Here is a 25,109-nt window from a genome sequence, read left to right on the forward strand (position 1 = left end):
GGGCAACGGCCAGTTCGAATACGACACCGCGCGGGCGGAGAACGCGTCGCTAGACGGTGAAGGCCACCTGGCCATCACCGCGCGCAAGGAACGCTACGGCGGCAACGACTACACCTCCGCGCGGCTGACGACGAAGAACCGCTACACCAAGACCTACGGCCGCATCGAGGCGCGCATCCACCTGCCCACGGGCCGCGGCATCTGGCCGGCGTTCTGGATGCTGGGCGCGGACGTGGACTCCGTCGGCTGGCCGGAGTGCGGTGAGATCGACATCATGGAGTACCGCGGGCAGATCCCCTCCATCGTCCGGGGCTCGCTGCACGGGCCGGGCTACTCCGGCGGCGCGAACATCGGCCGCGAGCACGCCGTCTCCGGCACGCCGCTCTCCGCGGACTTCCACGTCTACGCGGTGGAGTGGGAGCCGGAGCGCATCCGCTTCATCCTGGACGACACCGTCTTCTTCGAGGCCACGCCGAAGAACCTGCCCGCCGGCAAGAAGTGGGTCTACGACCATCCGCACTTCATCATCCTGAACGTCGCGGTGGGCGGCTCGTTCGTGGGGCCGCCGGACTCCAAGACGGTGTTCCCGCAGACGATGAAGGTGGACTACGTGCGCGTCTACGAAAGGGCCGCGCAGTGAGGTTCGCCCGCGCGCTCCTGCCGCTGGCCTTGCTGGTGGCGTGCTCCTCGGAGCCGCGCCCCCGGCCGCCGGGCGTGCTGTTCGTCTCCGTGGAGCAGCAGAGCGCGTGGGTGCGCAACTTCAACCCGCTGTTCGCGGGCGCCGGTGCGCGCTGGCCCACCCGGGCGGGCGTGTACGAGTGCATGGAGATCTTCAGCTCCGCGCAGGGCAAGTGGGTGCCGTGGCTCGCCACCGGCCATGCGTGGTCGGAGGATCAGCTCACGCTGCGCTTCACGTTGCGCGACGGCGTCCTCTGGTCCGACGGCAAGCCCTTCAGCGCGGACGACGTCGTCTTCACCTTCGGCCTGCTCAAGCAGCACCCGGCGCTGGACGCGGGCGGCGTGTGGCGCTTCCTCACGGACGTGAAGGCGGAAGGGAAGGGCACCGTCGCCTTCACCTTCTCGCGCGTGTACCTGCCGGGCTTCAGCGACCTGGCGCACCAGATCGTCGTGCCCCAGCACATCTGGAAGGACGTCGCGGATCCGGTGACGTTCACCAACCCGGAGCCGGTGGCCACCGGGCCCTTCACCCAGGTGACGCTGTTCCGCAACCAGGTCTACGAGCTGGGCCGCAATCCGCACTACTGGCAGCCCGGCAAGCCCGCGGTGTCCGCGCTGCGCTTCCTCGCGTTCCCCACCAACGACCAGGCCAACATGGCGCTCGTGGAGGGGGAGGTGGACTGGGCGGGCAACTTCGTGCCGGCGGTGGACCGCACCTTCGTGTCGCGCGACCCCGCGCACCACGCGCGCTGGTTCCCGCTCTACGGCAGCACCGTCTTCCTCTATCCCAACACCACGCGCCCGCCGCTGGACGACGTGCGCGTGCGCAAGGCGCTGAGCATGGCGCTGGACCGCGACCGGCTGGTGGAGGTGGCCATGTACGGCTACACCCGCCCCGCGGACGCCACCGCGCTCAACGACGCGTACACCGGCTGGAAGGATCCGGAGGTCGCGAAGGACGCGTGGACCCGCTACGACCTGGCCGCGGCGAACCGGCTCCTGGACGAGGCGGGCCTCACGCGCGGCGCGGACGGGATGCGGCGCTTGAAGGACGGGCAGCCCTTCGCGCTGGACCTGGAGGTGGTGAGCGGGTGGTCGGACTGGGTGCGGGCAGGGCAGGTGGTGGGCCGCGACCTGCGCAAGCTGGGCATCGGCGTGACGCTCAAGACGTACGAGTTCGGCACCTGGTTCACGCGCCTGCAGAAGGGCGAGTTCCAGCTGGCCATCTCCTGGTCGCTGGACGGCCCCACGCCGTACAACTTCTACAAGTGGCTGCTGTCGCCGCGCACCGTGCGGCCGGTGGGTGAGGTGGCCGCGGCCAACTGGCACCGCATGGGCGACGCGCAGGCGGATGAGCTGCTCGTGCGCTTCGAGCGCGCCGGCACGCCCGAGGAGCAGCACGCGCTGATGTCCCAGGTGCAGCAGCGCTTCTCCGCCACCGCGCCCGCGATTCCCCTGTTCCCCAACCCATCCTGGGGCGAGTCCAACTCCTTGCGCTTCACGGGCTTCCCCACCGAGCAGAACCCCTACGCGCGGCTCGCGCCGCACGCGGAGCCCGACAGCCTGCTGGTGCTGACGGAGCTGTCCCCGAGGGAGCGCTGACCATGGGCCGCTACATCCTCCGGCGACTGGGCTTCTACCTCATCGCCGCGTGGGCCTCGCTCACGCTCAACTTCATCATCCCGCGCCTCGCTCCCGGTGATCCGGCGGCGGCCATGTTCGCGCGCTTCGAGGGCAAGGTGGCCCCGGAGGCCATGGGCGCGCTGAAGGCCGCGTTCGGCTTCACGGACGCGCCGCTCTACGCCCAGTACTTCACGTACCTGAAGCACCTGGTGCAGGGCGACCTGGGCATGTCCTACGCGTACTTCCCCGCGCGAGTGACGGAAGTGATTGGCACCGGCCTGATGTGGACGGTGGGCCTGGCGGGCGTCGCGGTCGTCATCAGCTTCGTGGTGGGGTCCTTCCTGGGCGTGCTCGCCGCGTGGAACCGGGGCGGGTGGCTGGACTCGGGGCTGGCGCCCGCGCTCGCGTTCCTGGGGGCCTTCCCGTACTTCTGGCTGGCCATGCTGGCGCTGTACCTCTTCGGCTTCGTGCTGGGGTGGTTCCCGCTTCGCCACGCGTACGGGCACGACATGGAGCCGGGGCTGTCGTTCGCGTTCGCCGCGGACGTGGCCCGCCACGCGGTGCTGCCCGCGTCCTCCATCGTGGTGGCCACGCTGGGCGGGTGGATGCTGGGCATGCGCAACACGATGGTGGCCACGCTGGGCACGGACTCCATCCGGCTGGCGCACGCGCGCGGCCTGCCACCCCGGCAGGTGATGCTGCGCTACGCCGCGCGCAACGCGCTGCTGCCCAACGTCACCAGCTTCGGCATGGCGGTGGGCTTCGTGCTGTCGGGCTCGCTGCTCACGGAGATCGTCTTCTCCTATCCGGGCACGGGCTACCTGCTCATCCTCGCCGTGCGCAACCAGGACTACCCGCTGATGCAGGGGCTGTTCCTGGTCATCACCCTGGCGGTGCTCGCGGCGAACTTCGCCGTGGACCTCATCTGCCTCTGGTTGGATCCGAGGACCCGCGCCCATGCGTGACTTCCTGCGAAGGCTCTCCCGCCACCGGAAGGCGGCGGTGGGCGGCAGCCTGCTCGTTTTCTTCCTCCTGCTCGCGGTGGTGGGGCCCTTCTTCGTGATGGACCCCACGGACCTGGTGGGCCGGCCGCACCAGCCGCCCAGCGCGGCGCACTGGTTCGGCACCACGGGCCAGGGCCAGGACGTGCTCGCGCAGACGGTGGTGGGCGCGCGCGAGACGCTGGCGGTGGGCTTCGCGGTGGGCGCGCTCGTCACGCTGGTGGGCGCGCTCGTGGGCGTCACCGCAGGCTACCTGGGCCGCCGCGTAGACGACGTGCTGTCGCTCACCACCAACGTGTTCCTGGTCATCCCCGGCATGCCGCTGGCCATCGTGCTGGGCGCGTACCTGCCGTCCGGACCGCTGCGCATGGTGGCGGTGCTGACCGTCGCGGGCTGGGCCTGGAACGCGCGCGTGTTCCGTGCGGAGTCGCTGGCGCTGCGCGGGCGCGACTTCGTGTCCGCGGCGGTGGTGACGGGGGAGAGCCACTCGCGCATCGTGTCGCGGGAGCTGCTGCCCAACATGGCGTCGCTCCTGGGCTCGTCGTTCATCGGGAACACGCTCTATGCGGTGGGCGCGCAGGTGGGCCTGGAGTTCCTGGGCCTGGGCGACGTCAGCGCGGTGACGTGGGGCACCAACCTCTACTGGGCCGGCAACGACGCGGCGCTGCTCACGCGCTCCTGGTGGATCTTCGTCCCCACGGGCGTGTGCATCGCGCTCGTGGGCTTCGCGCTCACGCTGGTGAGCTCCGCCATCGACGAGCTGACCAACCCCGCGCTGCGCGTGCACAAGGCCGCGCCGCTGCCCGGGGGCACCGTCGCCCGTCCGCACCTGGAGCGGCCGGTGCCGGGCGTGCTCCTGCGCGTGCAGGACCTGTGCATCGACTACGCGACGGAGAAGGGCCCCTCCCGCGTGGTGGACTCGGTGTCGTTCGACGTGGCGCCCGGCGAGGTGTTCGGCCTGGCGGGCGAGTCCGGCAGCGGCAAGTCCACCATCGGCTCCGCGCTGCTGGGCCTGCTGCCTGCCTCCGCGCGCGTGACGCAGGGGCGCATCCTCTTCAACGGCATGGACGTCACCGCGCTGGAGGGCCCGGCCCTGCGCGCGTTCCGCTGGCGTCAGGTGTCCATGGTGTTCCAGAGCGCCATGAGCGCGCTCAACCCGGTGCTCACGCTGGGCGAGCAGTTCCACGACACGCTGGCGGCGCACGGCCGCGTGTCGCGCGGCACGTCCTACGCCCGCGCGCGGGAGCTGCTGGGCATGGTGGGCCTGTCGCCGGACCTGGTGACGGCGTACCCGCACCAGCTCTCCGGCGGCATGCGGCAGCGCGTGGGCATCGCGCTGGCGCTGGCCCTGGAGCCCCGGCTGGTCATCATGGACGAGCCCACCACGGCGCTGGACGTCGTGGTGCAGAAGGAGCTGCTCCAGCGCATGGTGGAGCTCAAGCAGCGGCTGGGCTTCGCCATGCTCTTCATCACGCATGACCTGCCGCTGTTGCTCGCGCTGTCGGACCGCGTGGGCGTGCTCCAGGGCGGCAAGCTGGTGGAGGTGGACACGTCCGCCAACCTGCGCGCCGGGGCCCGCCACCCGTACACGCAGCTGCTCCTGTCCTCGTTCCCGCACCTGTCCGCGAAGGACGCCGCGCCTCAGCCGGTGCAGGCGCCGGAGCTGTCCGTGTCCCGGCCGTCCACGCGCATCGCCGCCATCCCCGGAGGTCACCGATGAGCGCCCCCCTCCTGGAGGCGGAAGGGCTCACCCGCAGCTACCTGGCGGGCGGCTTCTTCTCCCGCGAGCGCAAGCCCATCCTCAAGGGCGTGTCCTTCTTCCTCCAGCCGGGAGAGATCGTCGCGCTGGTGGGCGAGTCCGGCAGCGGCAAGTCCACGCTGGCGCGGCTGCTGGCCCGGCTGGACAGGCCGGACGCGGGGCAGCTGCGCCTCGCCGGGCGCGACGTGCTGGCGGACGGCAGCGCGCAGGCGTCGCTCGACTACCGGGGCCGCGTGCAGATGGTGTTCCAGGATCCGTTCGCGTCCCTCAACCCCGTGCACACGGTGGCGTACCACCTGGAGCGGCCGCTCGTGCGCCACGGCCGGGTGCCGAAGTCCGGCCTGCGCGCGAAGGTGCTGTCGCTGCTGGAGTCGGTGGGCCTGACGCCCGCGGAGGCCTTCGCGAAGCGCTACCCGCATGAGCTGTCCGGCGGCCAGCGTCAGCGCGTGGCGGTGGCGCGCGCGCTGGCGGTGGAGCCGCAGGTCATCATCGCGGACGAGCCCACGTCGATGCTGGACGTGTCCACGCGCAAGGGCGTGCTGCAGCTGTTGCGCGGCCTCACGCAGGAGCGCGGCATCGGCATCCTGTTCATCACCCACGACCTGGCGAGCGCGCGCCACCTGGCCGACCGCATCCTCGTGCTCTACGCGGGCACGGTGGTGGAGGCGGGCAGGGCGGACGAGGTGCTGCGCCAGCCGCGCCACCCGTACACGAAGCTGCTGCTGTCCGCGGTGCCGGACGGGGACGACTTCCTCCAGGCCGCGCTGCCGGTGCGCCCCACCACGCAGGCGCCGCCGCTCGTGGGCTGCCCCTTCGCCCCGCGCTGCCCGGTGTCCGAGCCGCGCTGCTCCACCCTCACTCCTCCCGACGTCCTCCCGGCCGCGAATCACCTCGTCCGCTGCCACCTTGAAGTTCCGAAAGGAGTTACCGCCGATGCGTCAGTTTCCTCCTGACTTCCTCTGGGGCGTGGCCACCTCCGCGTATCAGATTGAAGGCGCCACCCGCGTGGACGGCCGTGGCGAGTCCATCTGGGACCGCTTCGCCGCCACCCCGGGGAAGATCCAAGACAAGTCCGACGGCTCGGTGGCCTGTGAGCACTACCGCCGCTGGCCGGAGGACATCGAACTGATGCGCTGGATGGGGCTGAAGTCCTACCGCTTCTCCATCGCGTGGCCGCGCATCCTCCCGGAGGGACGGGGCCGGGTGAACAGCGTGGGCGTGGACTTCTACTCGCGCCTGGTGGACTCGCTGCTGGGCGCGGGCATCGAGCCCTTCGTCACGCTCTACCACTGGGACCTGCCGCAGGTGCTGGAGGACCAGGGTGGCTGGCCCGCGCGCGCCACCGGCGACGCCTTCGTGGAGTACGCGGACGTCATCAGCCGCGCGCTGGGCGACCGCGTGAAGCGGTGGATTACCCACAACGAGCCCTGGTGCATCAGCTACCTGGGCTACGGCAACGGTGAGCACGCCCCGGGCCACAAGGACTGGTCCAAGATGCTGGCGGCGGCGCACACGCTGCTGGTGTCGCATGGCAACGCGGTGAAGGTGCTGCGCTCCAACGTGAAGCACGCGGAGGTGGGCATCACGCTCAACCTCACGCCGGGCGAGCCCGCGTCGCCCAGCCCGGAGGACGCGGACGCGACCCGCGACTTCGACGGCGGCTTCAACCGCTGGTTCCTGGAGCCGCTCTACGGCCGGGGCTATCCGAAGGATGTGATTGAGGACCACGTGAAGGCGGGCCGCATCCCGTCCTCGCACCTGGACTTCATCCAGCCCGGCGACCTGGAGACCATCGCCACGCCCACCGACTTCCTGGGCGTGAACTTCTATTCGCGCGCCGTCCTGCGCAGCAACCGCATCCCGGAGGAGCAGAACGCGCCGCGGACGGTGTTCGTGCGCCCGGACAAGACGGACATGGACTGGGAGGTGGCTCCGCATTCCCTCACGCGCCTGCTGGTGCACCTGGAGAAGGAATACAAGCCCGGCCCCATCTACATCACGGAGAACGGCTGCGCGTACTCCACGGCTCCCAGCGCGGACGGCCGCGTGCACGACGTGCAGCGCGTGGAGTACCTGCGCGGGCACCTGGAGGCGTGCGGTGACGCCATCGCGCAGGGCGTGAAGCTGGCGGGTTACTTCGCGTGGTCGCTGCTGGACAACTTCGAGTGGGCCTACGGGTACACCAAGCGCTTCGGCCTGGTGTGGGTGGACTACGCCACCCAGCAGCGCATCCCGAAGGACAGCGCCCATCTCTATCGCGACGTCGTGGCCCAGAACGGCCTGGACGGGGAGAAGGCCGCTTGAAAAGGCTCTTCCTGACGACGTGTCTGGCGCTCTGCGGCACCCAGGCTTTCGCCCAGGTGTCCGGTGCGGGCGCTCCGGTTCAATCACCGCCCGCCGCGCAGCCGCCCTCGGCCGGCCCCGTGGACGCCGCCGCGCCCGCGCCAGTGCCCGCGACGCCGGAGCAGCAGGCTCCGGTGGAGCAGCAGGCTCCGCGGGCTCCTGTGACTCCTGCGGCTCCTGCGGCCTCCGCGCCTTCGGACGCGAAGCGCACGACGGTGACGCGGGTCATCCACGACGAGCGCGGCTTCAAGCTCCAGGTGGACGGCCGGGACTTCCCCATCCACGGCGTGAACTGGGGCTACACGCCCATCGGTGAGAACTACCGGTACTCGCTCTGGACGCAGCCGGAGGACTTCATCAAGCAGGTGCTGGCGAAGGAGATGGGGATGCTCCGCGACGCGGGGTTCAACGCCATCCGCCAGTTCGACGACATCCCGCCCGTCTGGGTCGAGTACATCTACCGGAACTACGGCATCTACACGCTGCTCAACCCGCTGATGGGACGCTATGGCCACCCGGTGAACGGGGTCATGGTCGTCAACATCGACTACTCGAACCCGGAGCACCGCAAGGCCATCCTCGGCGCGCTCGCCCAGAAGGTGGAGGTCTACCGGGACGTGCCCGGCGTCCTCATGTGGCTCCTGGGCAACGAGAACAACTACGGCCTGCACTGGACGTCGTTCGAGATCGAAGCCCTGCCGGGCCATGAGGATGCCGCTCGCGCCGAGTCGCTCTACTCGCTCTACGGCGAGGCGGCCCGCACGGTGAAGAAGCGCGACACGAGCCACCCCGTGTCCATCGCCAACGGCGACCTCCAGTACATCGACCTCATCGCCAGGCACTGCCAGGACCTGGACGTGCTGGGCACGAACGTCTACCGCGGCCCCACCGCGCGCGACCTGTTCGCGGAGGTGAAGGCCAAGCTCAACAAGCCGGTGTTCTTCTCCGAGTTCGGCGCGGACGCCTACGACGCCCGCGCGGGCCGCGAGGACCACGTGGCGCAGGCCGAGTACCTGCGCACGCAGTGGGAGCAGATCTACCTGGAGGGCTACGGCCAGGGCCTGTCTGGCACCGCGCTGGGCGGCTTCGTGTTCCAGTGGGTGGACGGCTGGTGGAAGCATGGCCAGGAAGCCAACCTGTCCATCCACGACACCACCGCGACGTGGCCCAACGGCGGCTACGCGGCGGACTTCGTCCCCGGCCAGAACAACATGAACGAGGAGTGGTTCGGCATCGCGGCCCTGGGCCCGCCGGACTCCAACGGCATCAGCGGCATCCAGCCGCGCACCGCCTACTACGTCCTCCAGGCCGCGTTCCGGTTGGATCCGTACGCCCCGACCACGAACCCGGACGTCATCCGCGACTACTTCGCGGGCATCCGTCCGTCCGCGCTCACCAGCGGCTACACGTCGTCGGTGGCGCTGGCGCGCACGGAGGAGCTGAGCGCGGTGCGGGTGTCCAACCTGCGGCTGCTCCTGGACAGCTCGCTGTCGCGCGGCAGCATCGCGACGGTGCGGCCCAACCAGGGTTCGGCGGACCACACCGAGTCCATCTTCTTCGACCTGGCGTTGCAGCCGGCCAGCGGCGTCTATGGCCGCGCGTCGTTCAACGTGGTGGGCAACGTGGCGCAGAACCGGCTCAACAACCTGTTCTACGAGAACCGCGGCACGCCCTCCACGCCCACCGCGGGCCAGGTTCCCGTGGGCCCCGGCGCCCCGGCGCGCGAGCAGTCCGCGCTGGATCGCTTCGCCCTGTATCAGGCGGAGTTCAAGGTGGACCGCTCCGACTTCGCGCTGGAAGGCTACTACCGCACCGGCCACTACCACTGGGGCGAGGAGGGTGACTTCTTCAACCTCTACCGCGAGGCGAACTACGGGCCGAACCTGGACATCTACCACGGCAACGCGCCCTTCGGCGTCGTGTTCAGCGGCAAGAAGGCCATCGACGGCCTGAAGATCGCCGTCGGGCCGGAGCTGTACTGGGGCGCCAACCCCTCCGTGGTGGCGAAGTACCGCAACAACGTGGGCCCGGTGAACGTGACGCTGGTGCACCAGGAAGACCTGGCGCAGGGCGCGTCGTCCGCCACGGCCTCCGTGGTGCGCGAGCGCATCGCGCGCAGGACGGCGCTCAACTTCCAGTACGCCACCGGCAAGCTGGTGCTGGACGTGGGCGGCCTGCTCTCCGCGCCCCAGCGCATCGGCGAGACGTTCACGTACACGCGCTCCGCCGACCCGGGCGCCGCCAGCTACCGCAACAGCGGCTACGACGTGCTCCAGGACAAGGTGCAGTTCCTGGACACGCTGGGCGCCAAGGCGCGGCTCACCTACGACATGGGGGCGGTGCGCTGGCTGGTGCAGTCCTCCATCCGCGGGCTCGTCGCGGACAGCGGGCCGGAGCAGGGCAACATCATCACCGGCTGGAGCCTGCGCGAGAGCGGCCGCGGCAACCACTACGCGGGCCAGCTGGGCGCGGCGCTGCAGTTCGGCGTCATCCAGGTGTCGCCCAACGTCCTGTACCAGAAGCCCCTCGTGGGGCCGAACCCCACCATCCCGGACGCGTACGACCCGGACTCTGGCCAGTACTACGCGGGCGTGCGGCCGCGCAGCGTGCTGTCGGACGCGTTCAGCGTGCTGGACAACCGCGAGACGCTGGGCGGCGAGCTGCTCATCACCTTCGACCCGACGCCGGGCACCTGGTTCTGGTCGTGGGACCGCGACATGCGCGAGGACGCGCCGTTCGCGGCGGGCCTGGACATCGTCTACCGCCACCAGCCCACGTCGCGTGACGCGGGCATCGCCATCCTCGCGGACGGCAGCACCATCGCCTTCGGCAGCGCGCCGGTGGCCCGCGATGAGTGGGAGACGTCCCTGCGCCTGGTGGGCAACCCCAGCCAGCGCCTGCGCCTGTACGGCACGGCCTTCGTGGGCAGCAACCAGTCCTCCGGCGAGGACAACCGGCAGATCCACCGCTTCGGCCTGGATGGCTCGGTGCTCTACGACACGCTGCTGCTGGCGGCCCAGCTGCACTTCAACGACTGGGGTCCGTACGACTACCACCGCGTCTTCAACCTCACCTACCCGGTGCAGCTGGGCGGGGACCTGTCCTACGGGTTGAAGAAGCCGGTGCTGGGCGCGGTGTCCACGCGCTTCGGTCTGCGCGGGCTGGTTCGCATGCTGAACGAGTACTCGGAAGGCCTCAACGACCGGGGCATCACCGAGGGCCTGAAGGGTCGCGAGTACGAGGTGGGCGCGTATGCCATCCTTTCTCTCTGAGGGAACACGCATCATGAGGACTGGTTTCCTGCTGGCCGCTGTCGCCGTGCTGTCCGGCTGCTACGACGACCCGACCATCATCTACGGCAGGTCGCTGGACGGGATGACCCTCACGGTCACCGACCCGGCCATGGGCATCTACCCGAACACCTCCGTGCTGGACGACCCGAACAACCCCTTCGCGATGTCAGGGGTGGGCACGGAGACGAAGTGGCAGATCCAGTCCGGCGCGGACCCCGTGGCGGCCTACTACGCGTGGGCCACGGTGCTGGCGAACGGGCCGTACGGCGAAGCGCAGTACTACGTGGCCCTCAACCTGGCCGCCATCTACCAGCGAGGGCAGGCGGATCAGGCCAGCCTGCCGCTGACGCGGGAGATGGCGGTGAAGGCCTACCAGTCCGTGCTCGACAACTTCCCGGACGCGGTGACGTACGACGCGTCCGGCACCATCGCCTATGAGCTGGTGACGCCCGCGTACAAGGGCGTCGTGGAGCTGGGCGGCACGGTGGCGGGAGGCTGGGTGATGGTGAAGACCTCCAGTGGTGCGGACCGGGCGGTGAAGCCATGAAGAAGCCAGTGTGGGGCCTGTTGCTGCTGCTCGCCGCCTGCCGCCCGGATCCGGGCCCGGCGGACTACACCGGTCAGGAGCTGCCGGACAACCTGGACCCCGACGGCGGGACGCAGCCGTCGGACCTCCTTCCGGGACCGTTCCCGTACGAGGCCGGACAGCGCCGCCTGATGGTGGGCATCTTCTACGAGGCCGGCCGCTCCGAGGCGATCGTCTTCGATGACATCGACGCCAAACTCTACCTCTACGATCAAACCGCCTACGTGGAGTCAGACCCGGAGCACATCGAGGGCAAGTCCGCGGACCGCATTGTCTATAACGGCAAGGCGTGGCTGGGCTTGGGCGTGCACTGGATCAAGCAGACGCACAACTTCGATGCCTGGAAGACGCTTCACGTGAGCCTGAAGTCGTCCGACGCTGGCTTCGCCAACGTGAAGATCGGCATGTCCCACGGCGTGGGCGCAGGCAATGAAAAGGGCTTCCAGTTGGCGGTCTCGAAGTACGGCTGGGCGAACGACGGTGAGTGGCACCACCTGGCCATCCCCGTGGCGGACTACGTCGCGGCGGGCCTGAAGCTCAACGACGTCTCCTCGCCGTTCACCTTCGCGGCCGAGGGTGGAACGACGGGCCAGTCCCTCCTGCTCGACAACCTGTACTTCACCGCGAACTAGGCAGGAACGCAGTGCCAGGGAGGGCGGGCCGGCTGTCGCCGTGTGACAGCCGGAACGCCCGAGCCTTGTCCTGACGCCGCCGTCACGCCCCCGCGTGCGGTGTCGACAGGGCAGGGCGGCAGTCACTCCAGCCGGGCAGTCCCCTTGCGTCCGCCGCGCGTCCTGGCGGTGCGTGCGAACGCGCGCGTCACGGTGTCCCTACTCAAGGAGTCCTCCCCCAATGTCTGAATCCTTGCCGCAATTGTCAAGCAGGGGCGCAAGCCCATGTCTTCATGAAGCACCGCGTGTCTGGCTATTACAGGCCTTCGCGGCGGTGCTCATGGTGGTGTCCCTCCTGGGCGCTTCCGAATCCCGCGCGCAGACGAACGTCGCGCTGAACAAGACCACCTATACCTCCTCCGCGGAGGTTCCATTCCTGGGCCAGTACGCGGTGGACGGCGACGGTGGCACGCGCTGGGCATCCGGCTTCACGGCGGATGAATGGATCACCGTGGACCTGGGCCAGACGCGCACGATTTCGCGCGTGGTGCTCACCTGGGAGGCGGCCTACGCCACGGCGTATAGAATCCAGGTCTCCACCAACAACACGACCTTCACCGACGCGCTGGTGGTGAACAACGGCGACGGCGCGGTGGACGACCTGTCCCTGCCGTCCGGCACCACGGGCCGCTACGTCCGCATGCAGGGCGTCACGCGCGCGCTGCCGGCGTACGGCTACTCCCTGTGGGAGCTCGCCGTCTACGAGACGGGCGGCACGCCTCCGCCCACCACCGCGGACCTGGCGAAGAACAAGCCCGCCACCGCGTCCAGCGTGGAGGCGAACGCGGCCGGGCTGCAGCCGGGCTTCGCGTTCGACGGCGACGTCAACACGCGCTGGGCCTCCGCGCAGGGCGTGGACCCGCAGTGGATCCGAGTGGACCTGGGCACGTCCCAGGTCGTGGGCAAGGTGGTGCTGGACTGGGAGGGCGCGTACGGCAAGACGTACACGATTGACGGCTCCAACGACGACGCCACGTGGACGACGCTCAACACGGTGACCAACGGCGCCATCGGCCGGCGGGAGATTCTGGTCTCCGGCACGTACCGTTACATCCGCATGCGCGGCACGGAGCGCGGCACGGGCTACGGCTACTCGCTGTGGTCCTTCGAGGTCTACCAGTCCGGGGGCACCACGCCGCCGCCCACGCAGACCACCAACCAGACCATCAAGCTGAACTTCCCGGAGCTGGCGTACGCGAAGATCAACGTGTCGCCCGCGCCGCTGTCCGTGACGCCGGTGCCGGAGGAGGGCAACACCACGCCGTCCGTGCGCAACCCGCCCGGGCCCTTCACCTACCAGCTCACGTTCCCGCCCAACACGACGGTGACGTTGTCGAAGAACCAGTTCTCCCCCACGCAGCCCAACACGGACATCCGCCTGGCGGTGGTGGACGTGAACGGCGTGCAGCAGCGCGCGCAGTCCGTCACGGCGCTCGCGGTGCAGGGCGCGGACTGGAACGTCGAAATCTATTCCACGGGCAATGGCCCCACGGACCCTCGTGACCCCACCATCATCCCGGACCCGTACGTGGCGCCCGCGCCGCTGCCGGTGGCCGGAGCGTTCCGCCTGGCCGCGCCGGCCAACAACACGATGGTCACCTCGACCCGCCGCCCCACGCTGTCGTGGGCCACGGTGACGGGCGCGACGAACTACAAGCTCTACGTCAACCTCACCCGCAACGACTACGACTGGATGGCGGCGGGCAACCTGTTGGACCGCTACACGCAGGTGGCGTCGCAGACGGGCACGTCCTTCACCTTCACGGAGGACCTGCCGGACCGCTGGACGTACAAGTGGTACGTCGTGGCCACGCTGTCGGGCGGAAGCACGTCGCGCTCGGACATCGGCAACTTCAGCGTGTACCTGCCGGTGGTGGAGACGCAGGCGGACGGCGTGAACGTCATCAACGGCTCGCGCGACCTGAACAAGAACGGGACGATTGAACCGTACGAGGACTGGCACAACCCCATCTCCGTGCGCGTGAACGACCTCCTGGGCCGCATGACGCTGCGCGAGAAGGCGCTGCAGATGTTCTACGACGCAAAGGTGTACCCGGAGGCGGGCTTCCAGATGGGGCCCCTGTCGCCCACGGACATCCCCCTGTTCCAGAAGGCGTCCGCGGCCACGCGGCTGGGCATTCCGCACATCGACGCGGGTGACACCATCCACGGCTACAAGACGAGCTGGCCCACGCAGCCGGCGCTGGCCGCGTCGCGCGACCTGGACACCATCTTCGAGATGGGTGACATCCAGCGCCGCGAGCAGCTGGCCATTGGCAGCCGCGGCACGCTGTCACCGCTGGCGGAGGTGAACACCAAGGTCCTCTATCCGCGCATCCAGGAGGGCAACGGCGAGGACGCGGACCTGGCGGCGGGCATCACCCGCGCGCTCATCGCGGGCCTCCAGGGCGGTCCGGAAGTGAATCCGTCCTCCATCTGGGTGACGACGAAGCACTGGCCGGGCCAGGGCGCCGGCGGCGAGGCGGGCATCACCTACGACGGCACGACCATCCACTACCACATGCGTCCGTGGCACGCGGCCATCGAGGCGGGCACCAGCGGCATCATGCCGGGCTACGCGGGCAGCTGGCTCCTGGGGCCGGAGGGCTATGGCGCGGGTGACAACCCGGGCATCCTCAACTACCTGCGCAACCAGCTGAAGTACGACGGCGTCATCTGCTCGGACTGGCTGCCGTCGGGTTCGTGGGTGCGCTCCGCCACGGCGGGCTCGGACGTGATGGGCGGCGCGACGCCGTCCGCGATGGCCAACTTCGAGAACGAGGTCCCGCTCGCGCGCATCAACGACTCCGTGCGCCGCATCCTGGACCTGAAGTTCCGCCTGGGCATCTTCGAGGACCCGTACAAGCAGGGCCCGGCGGGCACGTCCCAGTGGCACACCGCGGACAGCAAGGCGGCGGTGCGCCGCGCGTCCCAGGAGGCGATGACGCTCCTGAAGAACGACGGCGCGCTGCCCATCCGGCTGCCGGCGGGCGGCAAGCTGGTCATCGCGGGCCCTCGCGCGGACGACATGTCCTGCATGGTGACCTGGCGTTCGGACTTCCACGGCAACGAGTTCGGCGACCCGACCATCTACGCGGCGGTGAAGGCGCGCGCGGAGGCCGCGGGGCTCACGGTCTACAAGGACAACGCCCCCGCGGGCGTGACGCCGGACGCGGCCATCGTCGTGGTGGGCGAGAGCTACTTCACGCACGGCACGGAGTGGGACAAGGAGAAGCCGTACCTGCCGGGCGACCCGATTGGCCCGGCGCACGACGCGAAGTGGGGCGACCAGTACGGCGTCATCAACAGCTTCAAGTCGCGGGGCATCCCCACGACGGTGGTGGTGATCAGCCCCCGGCCCTACGTGCTGACGAACGTGGTGCCCCTCTCCAATGCGCTGATGCTGGCCTACCGCCCCGGCGACATGGGCGGCTACGCGGTGGCGGACGTGCTGTTCGGTGACGTGCTGCCGCGCGGCAAGACGCCATGGCAGCTGCCGCGCAGCATGAGCCAGATTGGCACGGACGTGGAGAGCGGCCAGCTGGAGAAGTGGGACCTGCCGTTCGACCTGGGCGCGACGGACGCGGAGCGCGCGGCCATCCGCCAGAAGATCGCGGCGGGCCAGCCGGTGCCTCCTACGTACGGCAACCCGCTGTACCAGTACGGCTCCGGCATCCAGGGCTTCGGCCTGACGGACGCGACAGCGCCGGTGGCGTTCAACCTGCTGACACCGTCGAACAACCTGGTGATCACGGGCACGCGTCCGGCGTTCACCTGGTCGGCGAGCAGCGATCCGCAGACGGGCATCCAGCGCTACGAGGTGTTCCTGGACGGCGGCGCGATGCCGGTGGCCATCACCAAGACGCCGTCGGCGGCGCTGGACGGGCTGAAGCTGGCGAACGGGACGCACACCTGGTTCGTGAAGGCGTTCAACTGGGCGAACGGCGTGACGCAGTCCGCGACGTTCACCTTCACGCTGAACGACACGACGCCGCCGTCGGCCTTCGCGGCGCTGTCGCCGTCGGCCGGGCAGTCGGTGCCGGGCACGTCCACGCGCTTCATCTGGGAGCAGACGACGGACGTGGGCGCGGGCGTGGCGGAGTACGTCCTCATCGTGGACGGCACGGACCGCACGCCCTCCATCCTGCGCAGCACGCCGGTGGCGGCGGGCACGAACCTGGCGCGGGGCAAGAACGCCTACGCCAGCTCCGTGGAGTTCGGCAGCGCGAACGACGCGGTGGACGGCAGCCTGACCACGCGTTGGTCGAGCGTGGGCACGGCGACGACGGGTGACACCGACTCCATCACGGTCGACCTGGGGGCCATCTACTCCCTCAAGCGCATCGTGCTGAACTGGGAGGCCGCGTACGGCCGCCGGTACGTGCTGGAGGCGTCGCTGGACGGCTCCACCAACTGGACGGCGCTGAAGACGGTGGATACCGGCGACGGTGGCATCGACGACTGGACGGTGGCCGGCGTGGGCCGCTACGTGCGCATGCGCGGCGTGCAGCGCGCGACGGCGTACGGCTACTCGCTGTGGGAGTTCGAGGTGTACGGCGTGGGCACGGAGCAGACCACGCTGAACGGGCTGGCCACGGGGACGCACACGTGGCGCGTTCGCGCGGTGGACGGCGCGAACAACACCACGCTGTCGTCGGGACCCATCACCTTCACGAAGTAGGGTGAGGGCTTGAGGTGAGGGGAGGGGCGGCCGGAGCCATGGCCGCCCCTCTTTCTTTTACGGACGACCCGACCGGGCGCACGGGTCCGTATCCAGGCCGTGCGCCTGCTCCGACGCTTCGCCCTGCTGTGGTCCGCCCTGGGCGTGCTGGGCTGCGAGCCCGTGGAGCCGCCCGTTGTAACGCCGGACGCGGGTGGGGCCCCGCTGGCGTACACGGTGGACCGCTACGACTTCGCGTTCGACCTCACGACTCGGCAGGCGGCCTCCCGGCTGTGGTTGGACGTGGATGCGGGTGCTTGGGGCTGCGTCTCGTTGCCGGCTCCAGCGGAGGTGACGGACGTGCGGTGGGGGGACTTGCCTCCCGCGAGCTTCCGCGTGACGGACGGGCAGCTGGAGGTCTGTGGTGCGACACCGCTGAAGGGGCCGTTGTGGCTGGACAGCCGGTTGAGTGTTCCGGAAGCCACGACGCCGTACACGCAGGTGGGGTTCTCGCGGCGGCTGGATGCACAGGGGCGTCCCTTCACGTACCTGCTGGGATGGCTGGAGTCCTGCGCCCTTTTCGGGCCCTGTGACACCGCGCCCGGCCGTCTGGCGCACTTCACCTTCGACGTCACCCATGCGCCCGGCGAAGTGGTGTTGTGTCCGGGGAGCCTGTCCCGCCGGGATGAAACACATACGCGCTGCGAGCTCCTGGGGACGCGGGCCCCCACGTACTCCGCGTTCATGATTGCCTCGCATCCGGCGTGGAAGCGCACTCGGCTGGTGGATACGGATGCGGGTCGCGTGGAGCTGTATGAGCCTCCGGGTGGATTGCTCGGGCCGGAGATCGACGCGGCCGCGGTGGCGGACTTCCTGGTCTGGATGACGGCCCGTTTCGGGCCGCTGCCCTACGGACCCGAGTTGCGCGTGGCCAGCGGGCGCACAGACTGGTTGGGCATGGAGCACCCGGCCAACATCCTCCTGCGCGACGACCTGCCACTGCTTCCCAGGGCCTACGCCAACATGACGTTGCACACGTTGATGCACGAGATCGTGCACCAGTGGGCGGGCGACCGGACGACGTTGGCGAACGCGGAGGACTACCCGTGGAAGGAGGCGGTGGCGGAGTACCTCACGTATGTCTTCGAGGACGAGCACCGAAGCGACGAGGCGGCCACGACGCTCGCGTACTGGGACCGGCTGGCCCGGACGTCTTCCTACTACCTGCGTCCGCGAGACACGCCCGCGCCGCCCTTCCTCTCCTTCGTCAATGACATCTACGGCACGGGGCCGATGATTCTCCTCGTGCAGTTGGAGTCCCTGCTGGGACGGCCCCAGGTGCTCGCGGGGCTCCAGGCGTTCCTGGCGGAGCCGGGAGTCCGGAGCATCGAGGACCTGCGCCACGCGCTCGAGACCGCTTCGGGGAGGAGCCTCCAGCGCTACTTCGACACCTGGGTGGACGGGGAAGGGGAGCCCGACTGGCCCTACCTCCAGGTCGAGTGGAGCCAGGAGGACGCGCTGACGCTGACCGTGACGCAGCGGACGCAGACCGGGAAGGTGTATCCCTGCGAGGTGGAGCTGGAGCTACAGGGCGCGGCGCCGGAAGAACGGCGGCGGGTCACCGTCTCGTACGGCCTGGAGCCGGAGTCCGCGACGGCCAGGCTCACGGTGGAAGGACCGGGGTGGACCGTCCAGCAGGTCGTGGTGGATCCGCGCGGCCGGTTGGTCAATCGCAGGAGTCCGGGGCTGGTGCGAGAGCCCGCGCCCCACGCCTGGAGGTTGTGAGAACGAGAAGGCCCCTCGAGCCTGGGAGGCGCGAGGGGCCGGGAGTCACGAGGCGCGCGCCGTGGGACTACGGCGTGGGGACAGCGACGGCGGGCGCCGGAGTGGCAGCGGCGGCGGCGGCAGCAGCAGCAGCAGCGGCCTCCTCGGCGGCCTTGGCCTCGGCGACCTTGCGAGCGGCTTCGGCTTCAGCGCGCTTCGTGGCCTCGGCCTGGGCGGCGGTCTTCATGCTGGCGAGGCCCTTCTCGAAGTCCTTGCCCACCATCTTGTCCATGTCCATGACGAGGCACATCGCCTTGCTGATGAAGTTGTGGTCGCCGGTCATGGTCCAGGTGACGGTGGTGCCGTCCTGGGCGGGCTTGAACGTGAAGGTGGTGATGCTGCTGGAGGCGAAGGGCTTGATGAACTCCAGCTTCACGCGGACGGACTCGTTGGCGGTGACCTCCTGGATGGTCATGCGGCCCTCGCCCACGTCGTCATTGCCCGTCCAACCATAGGTGGCGCCAACGCCCGCCTCCGCGCCGCCAAAGGTCCGCTTCATGTTCGGGTCGAGGGCCTCCCAGGGAGACCACTGGTTCCACTGGTGGAAGTTATTGACCAGCCCGAACGCGATGTCGGGAGTGCCCGGCACGGAGGCTGTGCGCGTGACGGTGAAGGTATCGGGGCGGGTGGCGATGACGCCGACGAGCAGCAGGAGCGCTGCGGCGAAGCCAATGGCAATCTTCTTGAACATGGAGGTCCTCGGAACGGCAGCCCCGGACGGGGAGGCAGCGTCTTAGGTCGCCACCTCGTTCCGGCTCAAGCCCCCCTGCGAGCGTCCCTCCTTGACGCAGCGTGCGGAGCAGGTCCGCGCGGTCCGCGATCGTACCGGCGGGCTAGAGTCGGCGCATGCGCTCGGCACTCGTGGCGGTCGTCGTGGCCCTGTTCTGCGGAGGCTGCGCCGGTGTCGAGGCTGCCCCGGGAAGGGGAGGCACGTGGGCCCTCCGGCCGGATGCGTTCGAGGAGGTGCTGGCCCACGCCGGATTGGAGGACGTGGATGAACTCCCCCTGCGCCGCAATCCCTTCACACCCGAGGATGCGGTTGGCGTGCTGGAGCGGCTGACGGAGAAGCCCGTGACGCGGGGCACCTTTCCTCCGCGCATGGCGGCGGGTTTCCTGCTGCGGGAGGTGCTGGAGGGCGGCGAGGTGTCCCGCGAGGAGCTGGAGCGGCGGGTCGGGCGCTTCGCCCGTGAGCAGGTGGCGGTGCTCCGTCCGGACGGCTATCTCGCCTGGGCCCTCGATGGTCGCACGCAGCAGAAGGTTTCGGCCGTGCAGTGGAGGGATGGGGCCTTCCGCGCAGGAAACTTCGAACTGGGGCGCTTCTACAGTGGCCGGGGCGGAGTCTTCCGTGAGGTGGATGCACAGCTTCGCGCCGTGGACTCCAGGCCCCTTGCCGAGGTGTACGACGACGCGGACGTCATCAACCGCTCGCTGGATGGCGCCGAGGACGCCTTCGTGGAGCTGTACCACGCCTTGGGGCAGCTGCTCTCACGTCCGACGGACAGCCTCTCAGGGCTGCGACACCTGCCGACGGGAATCGTGGCCCTCATCGCGAACTCGCCCGCGTATTGGGAACGTTTCCAGGCCATGACGCGCGGCGAGCAGATCCGCGAAACCGCGAGGCTGACCACGAACGTCGTCGTGCTGTGGGGCACGGCCTCGGCGACGACGCGCACGTTGAAGGGCCTGGCCGCAGGCGCGGAAGCCACGGCGCCGATGCTCTCACTCTCGGCGCAGGGCGCACTGGTGTTGGAGCAGGTCTCGGTACCGGTGGGACGCGCGGCGACGGTCCTGAGCGGAGGCCCTGCGGCCGCCATCATCCTCTTGAAGTCGAACGCGCCAGGCGGTGGAGCCCCATCTCCCGGTGGGCCGGGCAAGTGGCGGCCCGCCACGGAGCACATGGAGGATGCGGCCCGGAAGTACCAGTCCCAGATCGCCAGGGCGCCGGAAGGACAGGTCTACGACGTCGACAACGTCAAGTTCGACGGGTTCACCAACGGCGTGTTGCTGGAGGCCAAAGGCCCGGGCTATGAGAAGTTCCTCGATCTGGCCGTGGAGCAGGGCGATGGTTCGAGGGCTTCACGGACATGGTCCGGCAAGCCAAGCGACAGCAGCGGGTCGCCCGTGGATTCCCCCTGGAATGGCACTTCGCGGAGCGCAGGGTCGCGGACTACGTACGAGTGCTCTTCAAGAGAAATGGTCTGGGGCGGATTCCCGTCCTCTTCACTCCTCCGCACGGCTGATGACTGAATCCTACTACGCAGGGGTGTACTGGCCTGGACGGCCCGAGCCAGTGGAGACCTACGCTCGGCGCGCGGAAGCCATGTTCCAGCGATTGGCTTCCACGGATCCCAGCCTTGCCACCTGGTACGAGCAGGGCCGTTCCCGAGAGGCAGCGCTCAACAGCCGATTCACGCCGGATGCCCGCTCGCTTTCGCAGCTGTTCACGAAGAAGAAGTACCAAATTGGCGAAGGTGAGATTTCTTTCGCCGCATGGAATGGGCGGGCCGACGACAGCAGCGTCGTCAACTTCTCTTGCGGCTCTCCGGTGGCTGGCACGGTGGACCTCTGCGTCTGGGCTCCCGCCGCACAGGGGATCCATTCCGTAGCGGAAGTGTCCCAGGTCCTGGTCTCGATGATCCTGGCCTGGGAGCCCGACTGGGGTGTCTTCACATCCGACGAGCACCGGGACACCCTGTCTGAGTCCGGCGACGTCGGTGCGTTCATCGGGTGGGTGACGTACTTCTCGCGGCATCGCGGCCCGGTGCCGTCGCTTCCTGGCTCCGTGCGAACCGAGCCCGTGGAGGACAAGGGAACGCTCGTCATCTTGACCCCTGAACGTTTCACATTGGCCAATCCGGAGCATGTCGCGCTCGCGGAAGAGGTACGGGAGCGGCTGGACCGGGCCGGGTTGTTGAATCCCATCGGGACCGCGCCGTGATGCTGACCTCCGACACCGCGAGACACCTGTCCCTGCTGCGAACGCTGGGCGAAGCGGAGCTGTCGCCGTACTCGCGGTGGCAGTGGCTGGGGTGGGATGCGTCGTCGCGCTACCTGCTGTCCGTCCAGAAGCAGGGCGGGATGTCGCTGCGTTGGTGGGACCTGCACGCGGAATCGCATCAGCCGCTCGCCGCGCACTTCGTCCCCGGCTGTGTGGCCGCGTGGTTCCTGCCCGGCTCCCAGACGCTGCTGTCCGTGACGGTGCGCGGCACCCTCCAGACGTGGTCCGTCCCCGACGGCCAGCGGGTGTCCTCCGTGGAGACGGGCGGCTCCGTCTCCCATGCCTGCCTGTCGTCGGACGGGACGCGCCTGCTCCTCGTGGCGAGCGTGGGCCGCGTGATGCTCTGGGACCTGGAGCGGCGCTGGCTCGTCTGGCGGAAGGAGGACCCCGGGCAGCTCCACGGTTGCGCGCTCTCACCCGATGGCGCGTTCGCCGCCGTGGGGGCCGCCGAGGACCAGGAGGGCGCCGACACCCGTGCGGCCCTGCTCCTCTGGGACGCACGGACCGGCAGGCGCGTCACGATCCGGGCCTTCGATGCGCGGCGGATCTGGGCCGTGGCCTACACGCCGTCAGGCGAGCACCTGGTCGCCGCGAACTCCTCCGGGGAGCTGCTGTTCCTGACGTTGCCCACACTGGAGACAGCGCGGATCCTGAAAGCCCCCGCGTCCATGGCCCTCCACCTGGAGTTCAACCCGGAGGGGTCCCTGCTGGCCGCAAGTCCAGACACGAGCGCGTTCGCCGTCATCGACGTCCGTGATGGACAGCGCGTCTTCGCCTATTCAGACCTGGACGACCAGCAGGGGAGCACCGCGAACTTCTCTCCCGATGGCCGTTTCGTGGCCTGGGGCATGGATGACGGCAAGGTGGGCATCTGGGGCGTGAAGCCCAAATCCTGATGAAAGACTCAGGAGGCTTCAGGGATTGATGCTAGCTTGCCATTCATGCGTCCATCCCCTCTCTTGATTGTTTTTGCATGCCTGGCGGCCGTTACCGCTCAAGCCCAGATCCGGGTTCCGCCTCCGCCTGTTGGCACCTACGGCGTTGAAACCTCCCAATTCTTCTATAACGGCGAAGATTTGCAGGCATCCGGCCTGGCCTGGGCTCCGGACGGTTCGAACCGGCTCTTCATGGTGCTCAAAGGGGGAAAGGTCCGGGTCATCCAGAACGGTGAGTTGCTTCCCACACCTTTCATTGATGAAGAGGTGGCGACCTATGGGGAGCAGGGCCTCCAGAGCCTTGTCTTCGATCCGGACTTCGCGACCAACCATTACGTCTATGTCTTTGCCAGCCAGCCCAACATTGACGTTGGCGGAGTCACCCGCTTCGTTGCGCAGATCCTGCGGTTCACGGAGGTCGGCGGCGTCGGCGTCGACCGGACCGTCATCGTGGACAACATCCCTTCGAGCTTGAACCACAACGGGGGTGGCATGGACTTCGGTCCAGATGGGCTCTTGTATTTCGGAGTGGGAGACCGGGGAACACTCGAGGGAGGCAATGAAGACCTGACCCTGTTGTCGTCGAAGATCCACCGCGTCCACAAGGACGGAACCATCCCCACCGACAACCCCTTCTACGATGGCGAGGGGCCGAACAATGACCTCATCTGGGCGCGGGGCTTCCGCAATCCCTTCCGGATCCGCTTCGAGCCTGGAACCGGGAAGCTCTATGCCAACGTCGCAGGGGAAGCCGCTGAGCAGATTTTCCGGGTAGGGCCGGGAGACCACGCAGGCTGGTGGACGTATGAGAACAATCAGCCCGAGGGCTATCTGCCGCCCCTTGTCACGTACACGCCCGGGATGTGGGAGAACTACCAGTTCACGGCGACGGGGGCGGTGCGCAAGGACGGAGTCGCGACATTCACCGTGGAGGGGGAGCAGCCGGTTTCCTACCTGCGCAAGGGCAAGAAGGTCCACCTGCGTGAAGTGCTCGATCCGAGCTTCAACGGGGAGGCCTTCATCACAGGCTTTCCCACGCCCTGGTCGTTCACGGTGGCCCAACCCGGGCCTGATGCGGTGAGCGGTGGCGGCGGATTGAAGACCGACCCGATGGGCGATGCGGTCGTCGGGGGTGTGTTCCTCCAGAGCCCGCTCTTTCCCGCCGAGTATCAGGGCAACTACGTCTTCGCGGACTACAAAGGGAACGTCTTCCGGACCGTCCTCGCCGCGGACGGCACCGTGGACAAGGTGGACTTCATGGTGAACTTCTCTAACAGGGAGCTGTTCACGGACGTCGCGATGGGCCCTGACGGCGCCCTGTACGTCTTGTCCTTGTGGGGAACGGTCTACCGGGTCACGCCCCTGCCGCCGGGCCAGGGCGTGATCGTCTCCACCCATGACCTGAGCATTCCCGAAGGAGGCTCAAAGACGCTCATGGTCTCCCTGGCCATGCCGCCCTCCTCTCCTACCTATGTCTCCATCGAACGGCGCGAAGAGGACTCGGACATCCGCGTGACGGTCGGGCAATCCCTTCTCTTTGACGCGACCAACTGGAGCGTCCCCCAGTTCGTCACCCTCACCGCGGCGGAGGACTCGGACGCGGACACTGACCACTCCACGTTCTTCATCACGATGGACCAGGGCTTCCCGGAAGGCGTGCCCGGTGCGGAGATCCACGCGCGCACCGAAGAGGACGAAATCCAATCGCTCCAGGTCTCCTCCACTTCGCTGGAGCTGGAAGAGGGGACGGAGAGCACCTTCACGGTGGCGCTGGCGTACGCGCCGACGGCTCCCGTGACGGTCACCGTGACGCGCACCTCGGGGAGCGAAGACGTGTCGGTGAGCGCCGGTGCCACCCTGACCTTCACGCCCGAGGATGGCACCACCTCCAAGAGCATCACGGTGGCGACGACACAGGACGCCGACGGTGATGACGACGTGGCCGTGTTGACCGTGTCCGCGCCGGGGCTTGATGCGAAGACGATCACAGTCACCGCGAAGGACGTGGCCGCGGTACCCGTCATCACCTCCACGCCGGCGACAGAGGCGACCGTGGGCGAGCCCTATGCATACACCGTCACGGCGACCGGGCGGCCCGCGCCAGCGCTCACCCTGGACCAGGGCCCGCAGGGCATGACCCTGGCCCCGGCCTCCGGGCTGCTGACCTGGACGCCCCAGGCCGAGGCGACCGTGACGGTCTCCGTGCGTGCGAGCAACGGAGTGACGCCAGCCGCCGTGCAGACCTTCCAGGTCGTTGTCCGCCTGCCGGCAGCCGCTGACGCCGGCACGGGGCTGGATGGGGGCGAGGTGCTGGATGCGGGCAGTGACGTGGATGCCGGAGCCGAAGCGGACGCGGGGCCCCTTGTCGACGCGGGCACCGGGTCTGACGCGGGCTCCACGAAGGACGGCGGCTCGGTGACGGACGGCGGGAAGGGCTACTCTGGTGGATGCAGCGCCGGCGCCACCGCGCTTCCCGGCGTCCTGGGCTGGTGGCTGCTCGCGGGGCTCGTCTGGAAACCCCGCCGCGCCCGGCGGTAACGGGCCCCCTCCAAGATCGCCCAAGCGAGGTGGGGGCCGGGGATGACCCTCTTCAGGGTACCTGTCCCGGAGCCCACCCCGTGAGCGAGCCTGCCTTCAACGTCACGTATCCGCGGGACTGAGCAGAGTCAGCTCAACCAGCACTTCCGGCGGCTCATGGGCCCCCGCTGCACGTCGGTCAATCCCGCACGGCGTGGCAC

General features: G+C 69.0%; 16 protein-coding genes. 15 read left to right on the forward strand and 1 reads right to left on the reverse strand.

Annotated features, from left to right (window positions below):
* The 11 genes from D7W79_RS09055 to D7W79_RS09105 form a co-directional block, all read left to right on the forward strand.
* Window positions 1-640, forward strand: a 640-nt coding sequence (locus D7W79_RS09055) for a glycoside hydrolase family 16 protein (RefSeq protein ID WP_147441860.1), incomplete at its 5' end; no start/stop codon positions are given.
* Window positions 637-2,280 carry an ABC transporter substrate-binding protein gene (locus tag D7W79_RS09060; protein WP_120524946.1) on the forward strand — a complete coding sequence of 548 codons (1,644 nt, stop codon included), beginning with the start codon at window positions 637-639 and terminating at the stop codon, window positions 2,278-2,280. The genes D7W79_RS09055 and D7W79_RS09060, both read left to right, overlap by 4 nt.
* A 2-nt stretch (window positions 2,281-2,282) precedes the next feature.
* A complete protein-coding gene (locus D7W79_RS09065) occupies window positions 2,283-3,266 on the forward strand; it encodes an ABC transporter permease (protein WP_120524947.1) in 984 nt (327 codons plus the stop codon).
* A complete protein-coding gene (locus D7W79_RS09070; protein WP_120524948.1) occupies window positions 3,259-5,022 on the forward strand; it encodes a dipeptide/oligopeptide/nickel ABC transporter permease/ATP-binding protein in 1,764 nt (587 codons plus the stop codon). The genes D7W79_RS09065 and D7W79_RS09070 overlap by 8 nt, the downstream gene beginning before the upstream one ends.
* The gene (locus tag D7W79_RS09075) at window positions 5,019-6,014 is read left to right on the forward strand and encodes an ABC transporter ATP-binding protein (protein WP_120524949.1); all 996 of its coding nucleotides are present in this window, start codon (window positions 5,019-5,021) and stop codon (window positions 6,012-6,014) included. Before D7W79_RS09070 ends, D7W79_RS09075 begins: the two co-directional genes overlap by 4 nt.
* Entirely contained in the window at window positions 5,995-7,365 is a 1,371-nt protein-coding gene (locus D7W79_RS09080) for a GH1 family beta-glucosidase (RefSeq protein ID WP_120524950.1), read from the forward strand. Before D7W79_RS09075 ends, D7W79_RS09080 begins: the two co-directional genes overlap by 20 nt.
* Window positions 7,362-10,676 (forward strand): glycoside hydrolase family 2 TIM barrel-domain containing protein, encoded by a 3,315-nt coding sequence (locus D7W79_RS09085; protein ID WP_120524951.1) that lies wholly within the window; start codon window positions 7,362-7,364, stop codon window positions 10,674-10,676. Before D7W79_RS09080 ends, D7W79_RS09085 begins: the two co-directional genes overlap by 4 nt.
* Before the next feature lie 13 nt (window positions 10,677-10,689).
* The gene (locus D7W79_RS09090) at window positions 10,690-11,244 is read left to right on the forward strand and encodes a hypothetical protein (RefSeq protein ID WP_171433833.1); all 555 of its coding nucleotides are present in this window, start codon (window positions 10,690-10,692) and stop codon (window positions 11,242-11,244) included.
* Window positions 11,241-11,915, forward strand: coding sequence for a hypothetical protein (locus D7W79_RS09095; protein WP_120524953.1), 675 nt, complete (start codon window positions 11,241-11,243; stop codon window positions 11,913-11,915). Before D7W79_RS09090 ends, D7W79_RS09095 begins: the two co-directional genes overlap by 4 nt.
* A gap of 319 nt (window positions 11,916-12,234) precedes the next feature.
* Complete coding sequence (locus D7W79_RS09100; protein WP_244221672.1) at window positions 12,235-16,635, forward strand: discoidin domain-containing protein; 4,401 nt, start codon at window positions 12,235-12,237, stop codon at window positions 16,633-16,635.
* 99 nt (window positions 16,636-16,734) lie between these two features.
* On the forward strand, window positions 16,735-18,399 hold the full coding sequence (locus D7W79_RS09105; RefSeq protein ID WP_158616925.1) for a M1 family aminopeptidase: 1,665 nt from the start codon (window positions 16,735-16,737) through the stop codon (window positions 18,397-18,399).
* A 67-nt stretch (window positions 18,400-18,466) separates the two neighbouring features.
* On the opposite strand, the gene D7W79_RS09110 is transcribed toward D7W79_RS09105, so the two are convergent.
* Window positions 18,467-19,129 carry an SRPBCC family protein gene (locus tag D7W79_RS09110; RefSeq protein WP_120524956.1) on the reverse strand — a complete coding sequence of 221 codons (663 nt, stop codon included), beginning with the start codon at window positions 19,127-19,129 and terminating at the stop codon, window positions 18,467-18,469.
* Window positions 19,130-19,284: 155 nt separating this feature from the next.
* Between D7W79_RS09110 and D7W79_RS45695 the strand changes: the two genes are divergently transcribed.
* From D7W79_RS45695 to D7W79_RS09130, 4 genes are all read left to right on the forward strand, one after another.
* On the forward strand, window positions 19,285-20,685 hold the full coding sequence (locus D7W79_RS45695) for a Tox-REase-5 domain-containing protein (RefSeq protein WP_276375172.1): 1,401 nt from the start codon (window positions 19,285-19,287) through the stop codon (window positions 20,683-20,685).
* Window positions 20,678-21,376, forward strand: a complete 699-nt coding sequence (locus D7W79_RS09120; protein ID WP_120524957.1) for an immunity 52 family protein — start codon at window positions 20,678-20,680, stop codon at window positions 21,374-21,376. Before D7W79_RS45695 ends, D7W79_RS09120 begins: the two co-directional genes overlap by 8 nt.
* Entirely contained in the window at window positions 21,376-22,332 is a 957-nt protein-coding gene (locus D7W79_RS09125) for a WD40 repeat domain-containing protein (RefSeq protein WP_120524958.1), read from the forward strand. The genes D7W79_RS09120 and D7W79_RS09125 overlap by 1 nt, the downstream gene beginning before the upstream one ends.
* Before the next feature lie 180 nt (window positions 22,333-22,512).
* On the forward strand, window positions 22,513-24,909 hold the full coding sequence (locus D7W79_RS09130) for a PQQ-dependent sugar dehydrogenase (protein ID WP_208729675.1): 2,397 nt from the start codon (window positions 22,513-22,515) through the stop codon (window positions 24,907-24,909).
* The last annotated feature ends 200 nt before the right edge of the window (window positions 24,910-25,109 follow it).

Source organism: Corallococcus exercitus (assembly GCF_003611585.1).
GTDB lineage: Bacteria > Myxococcota > Myxococcia > Myxococcales > Myxococcaceae > Corallococcus > Corallococcus exercitus.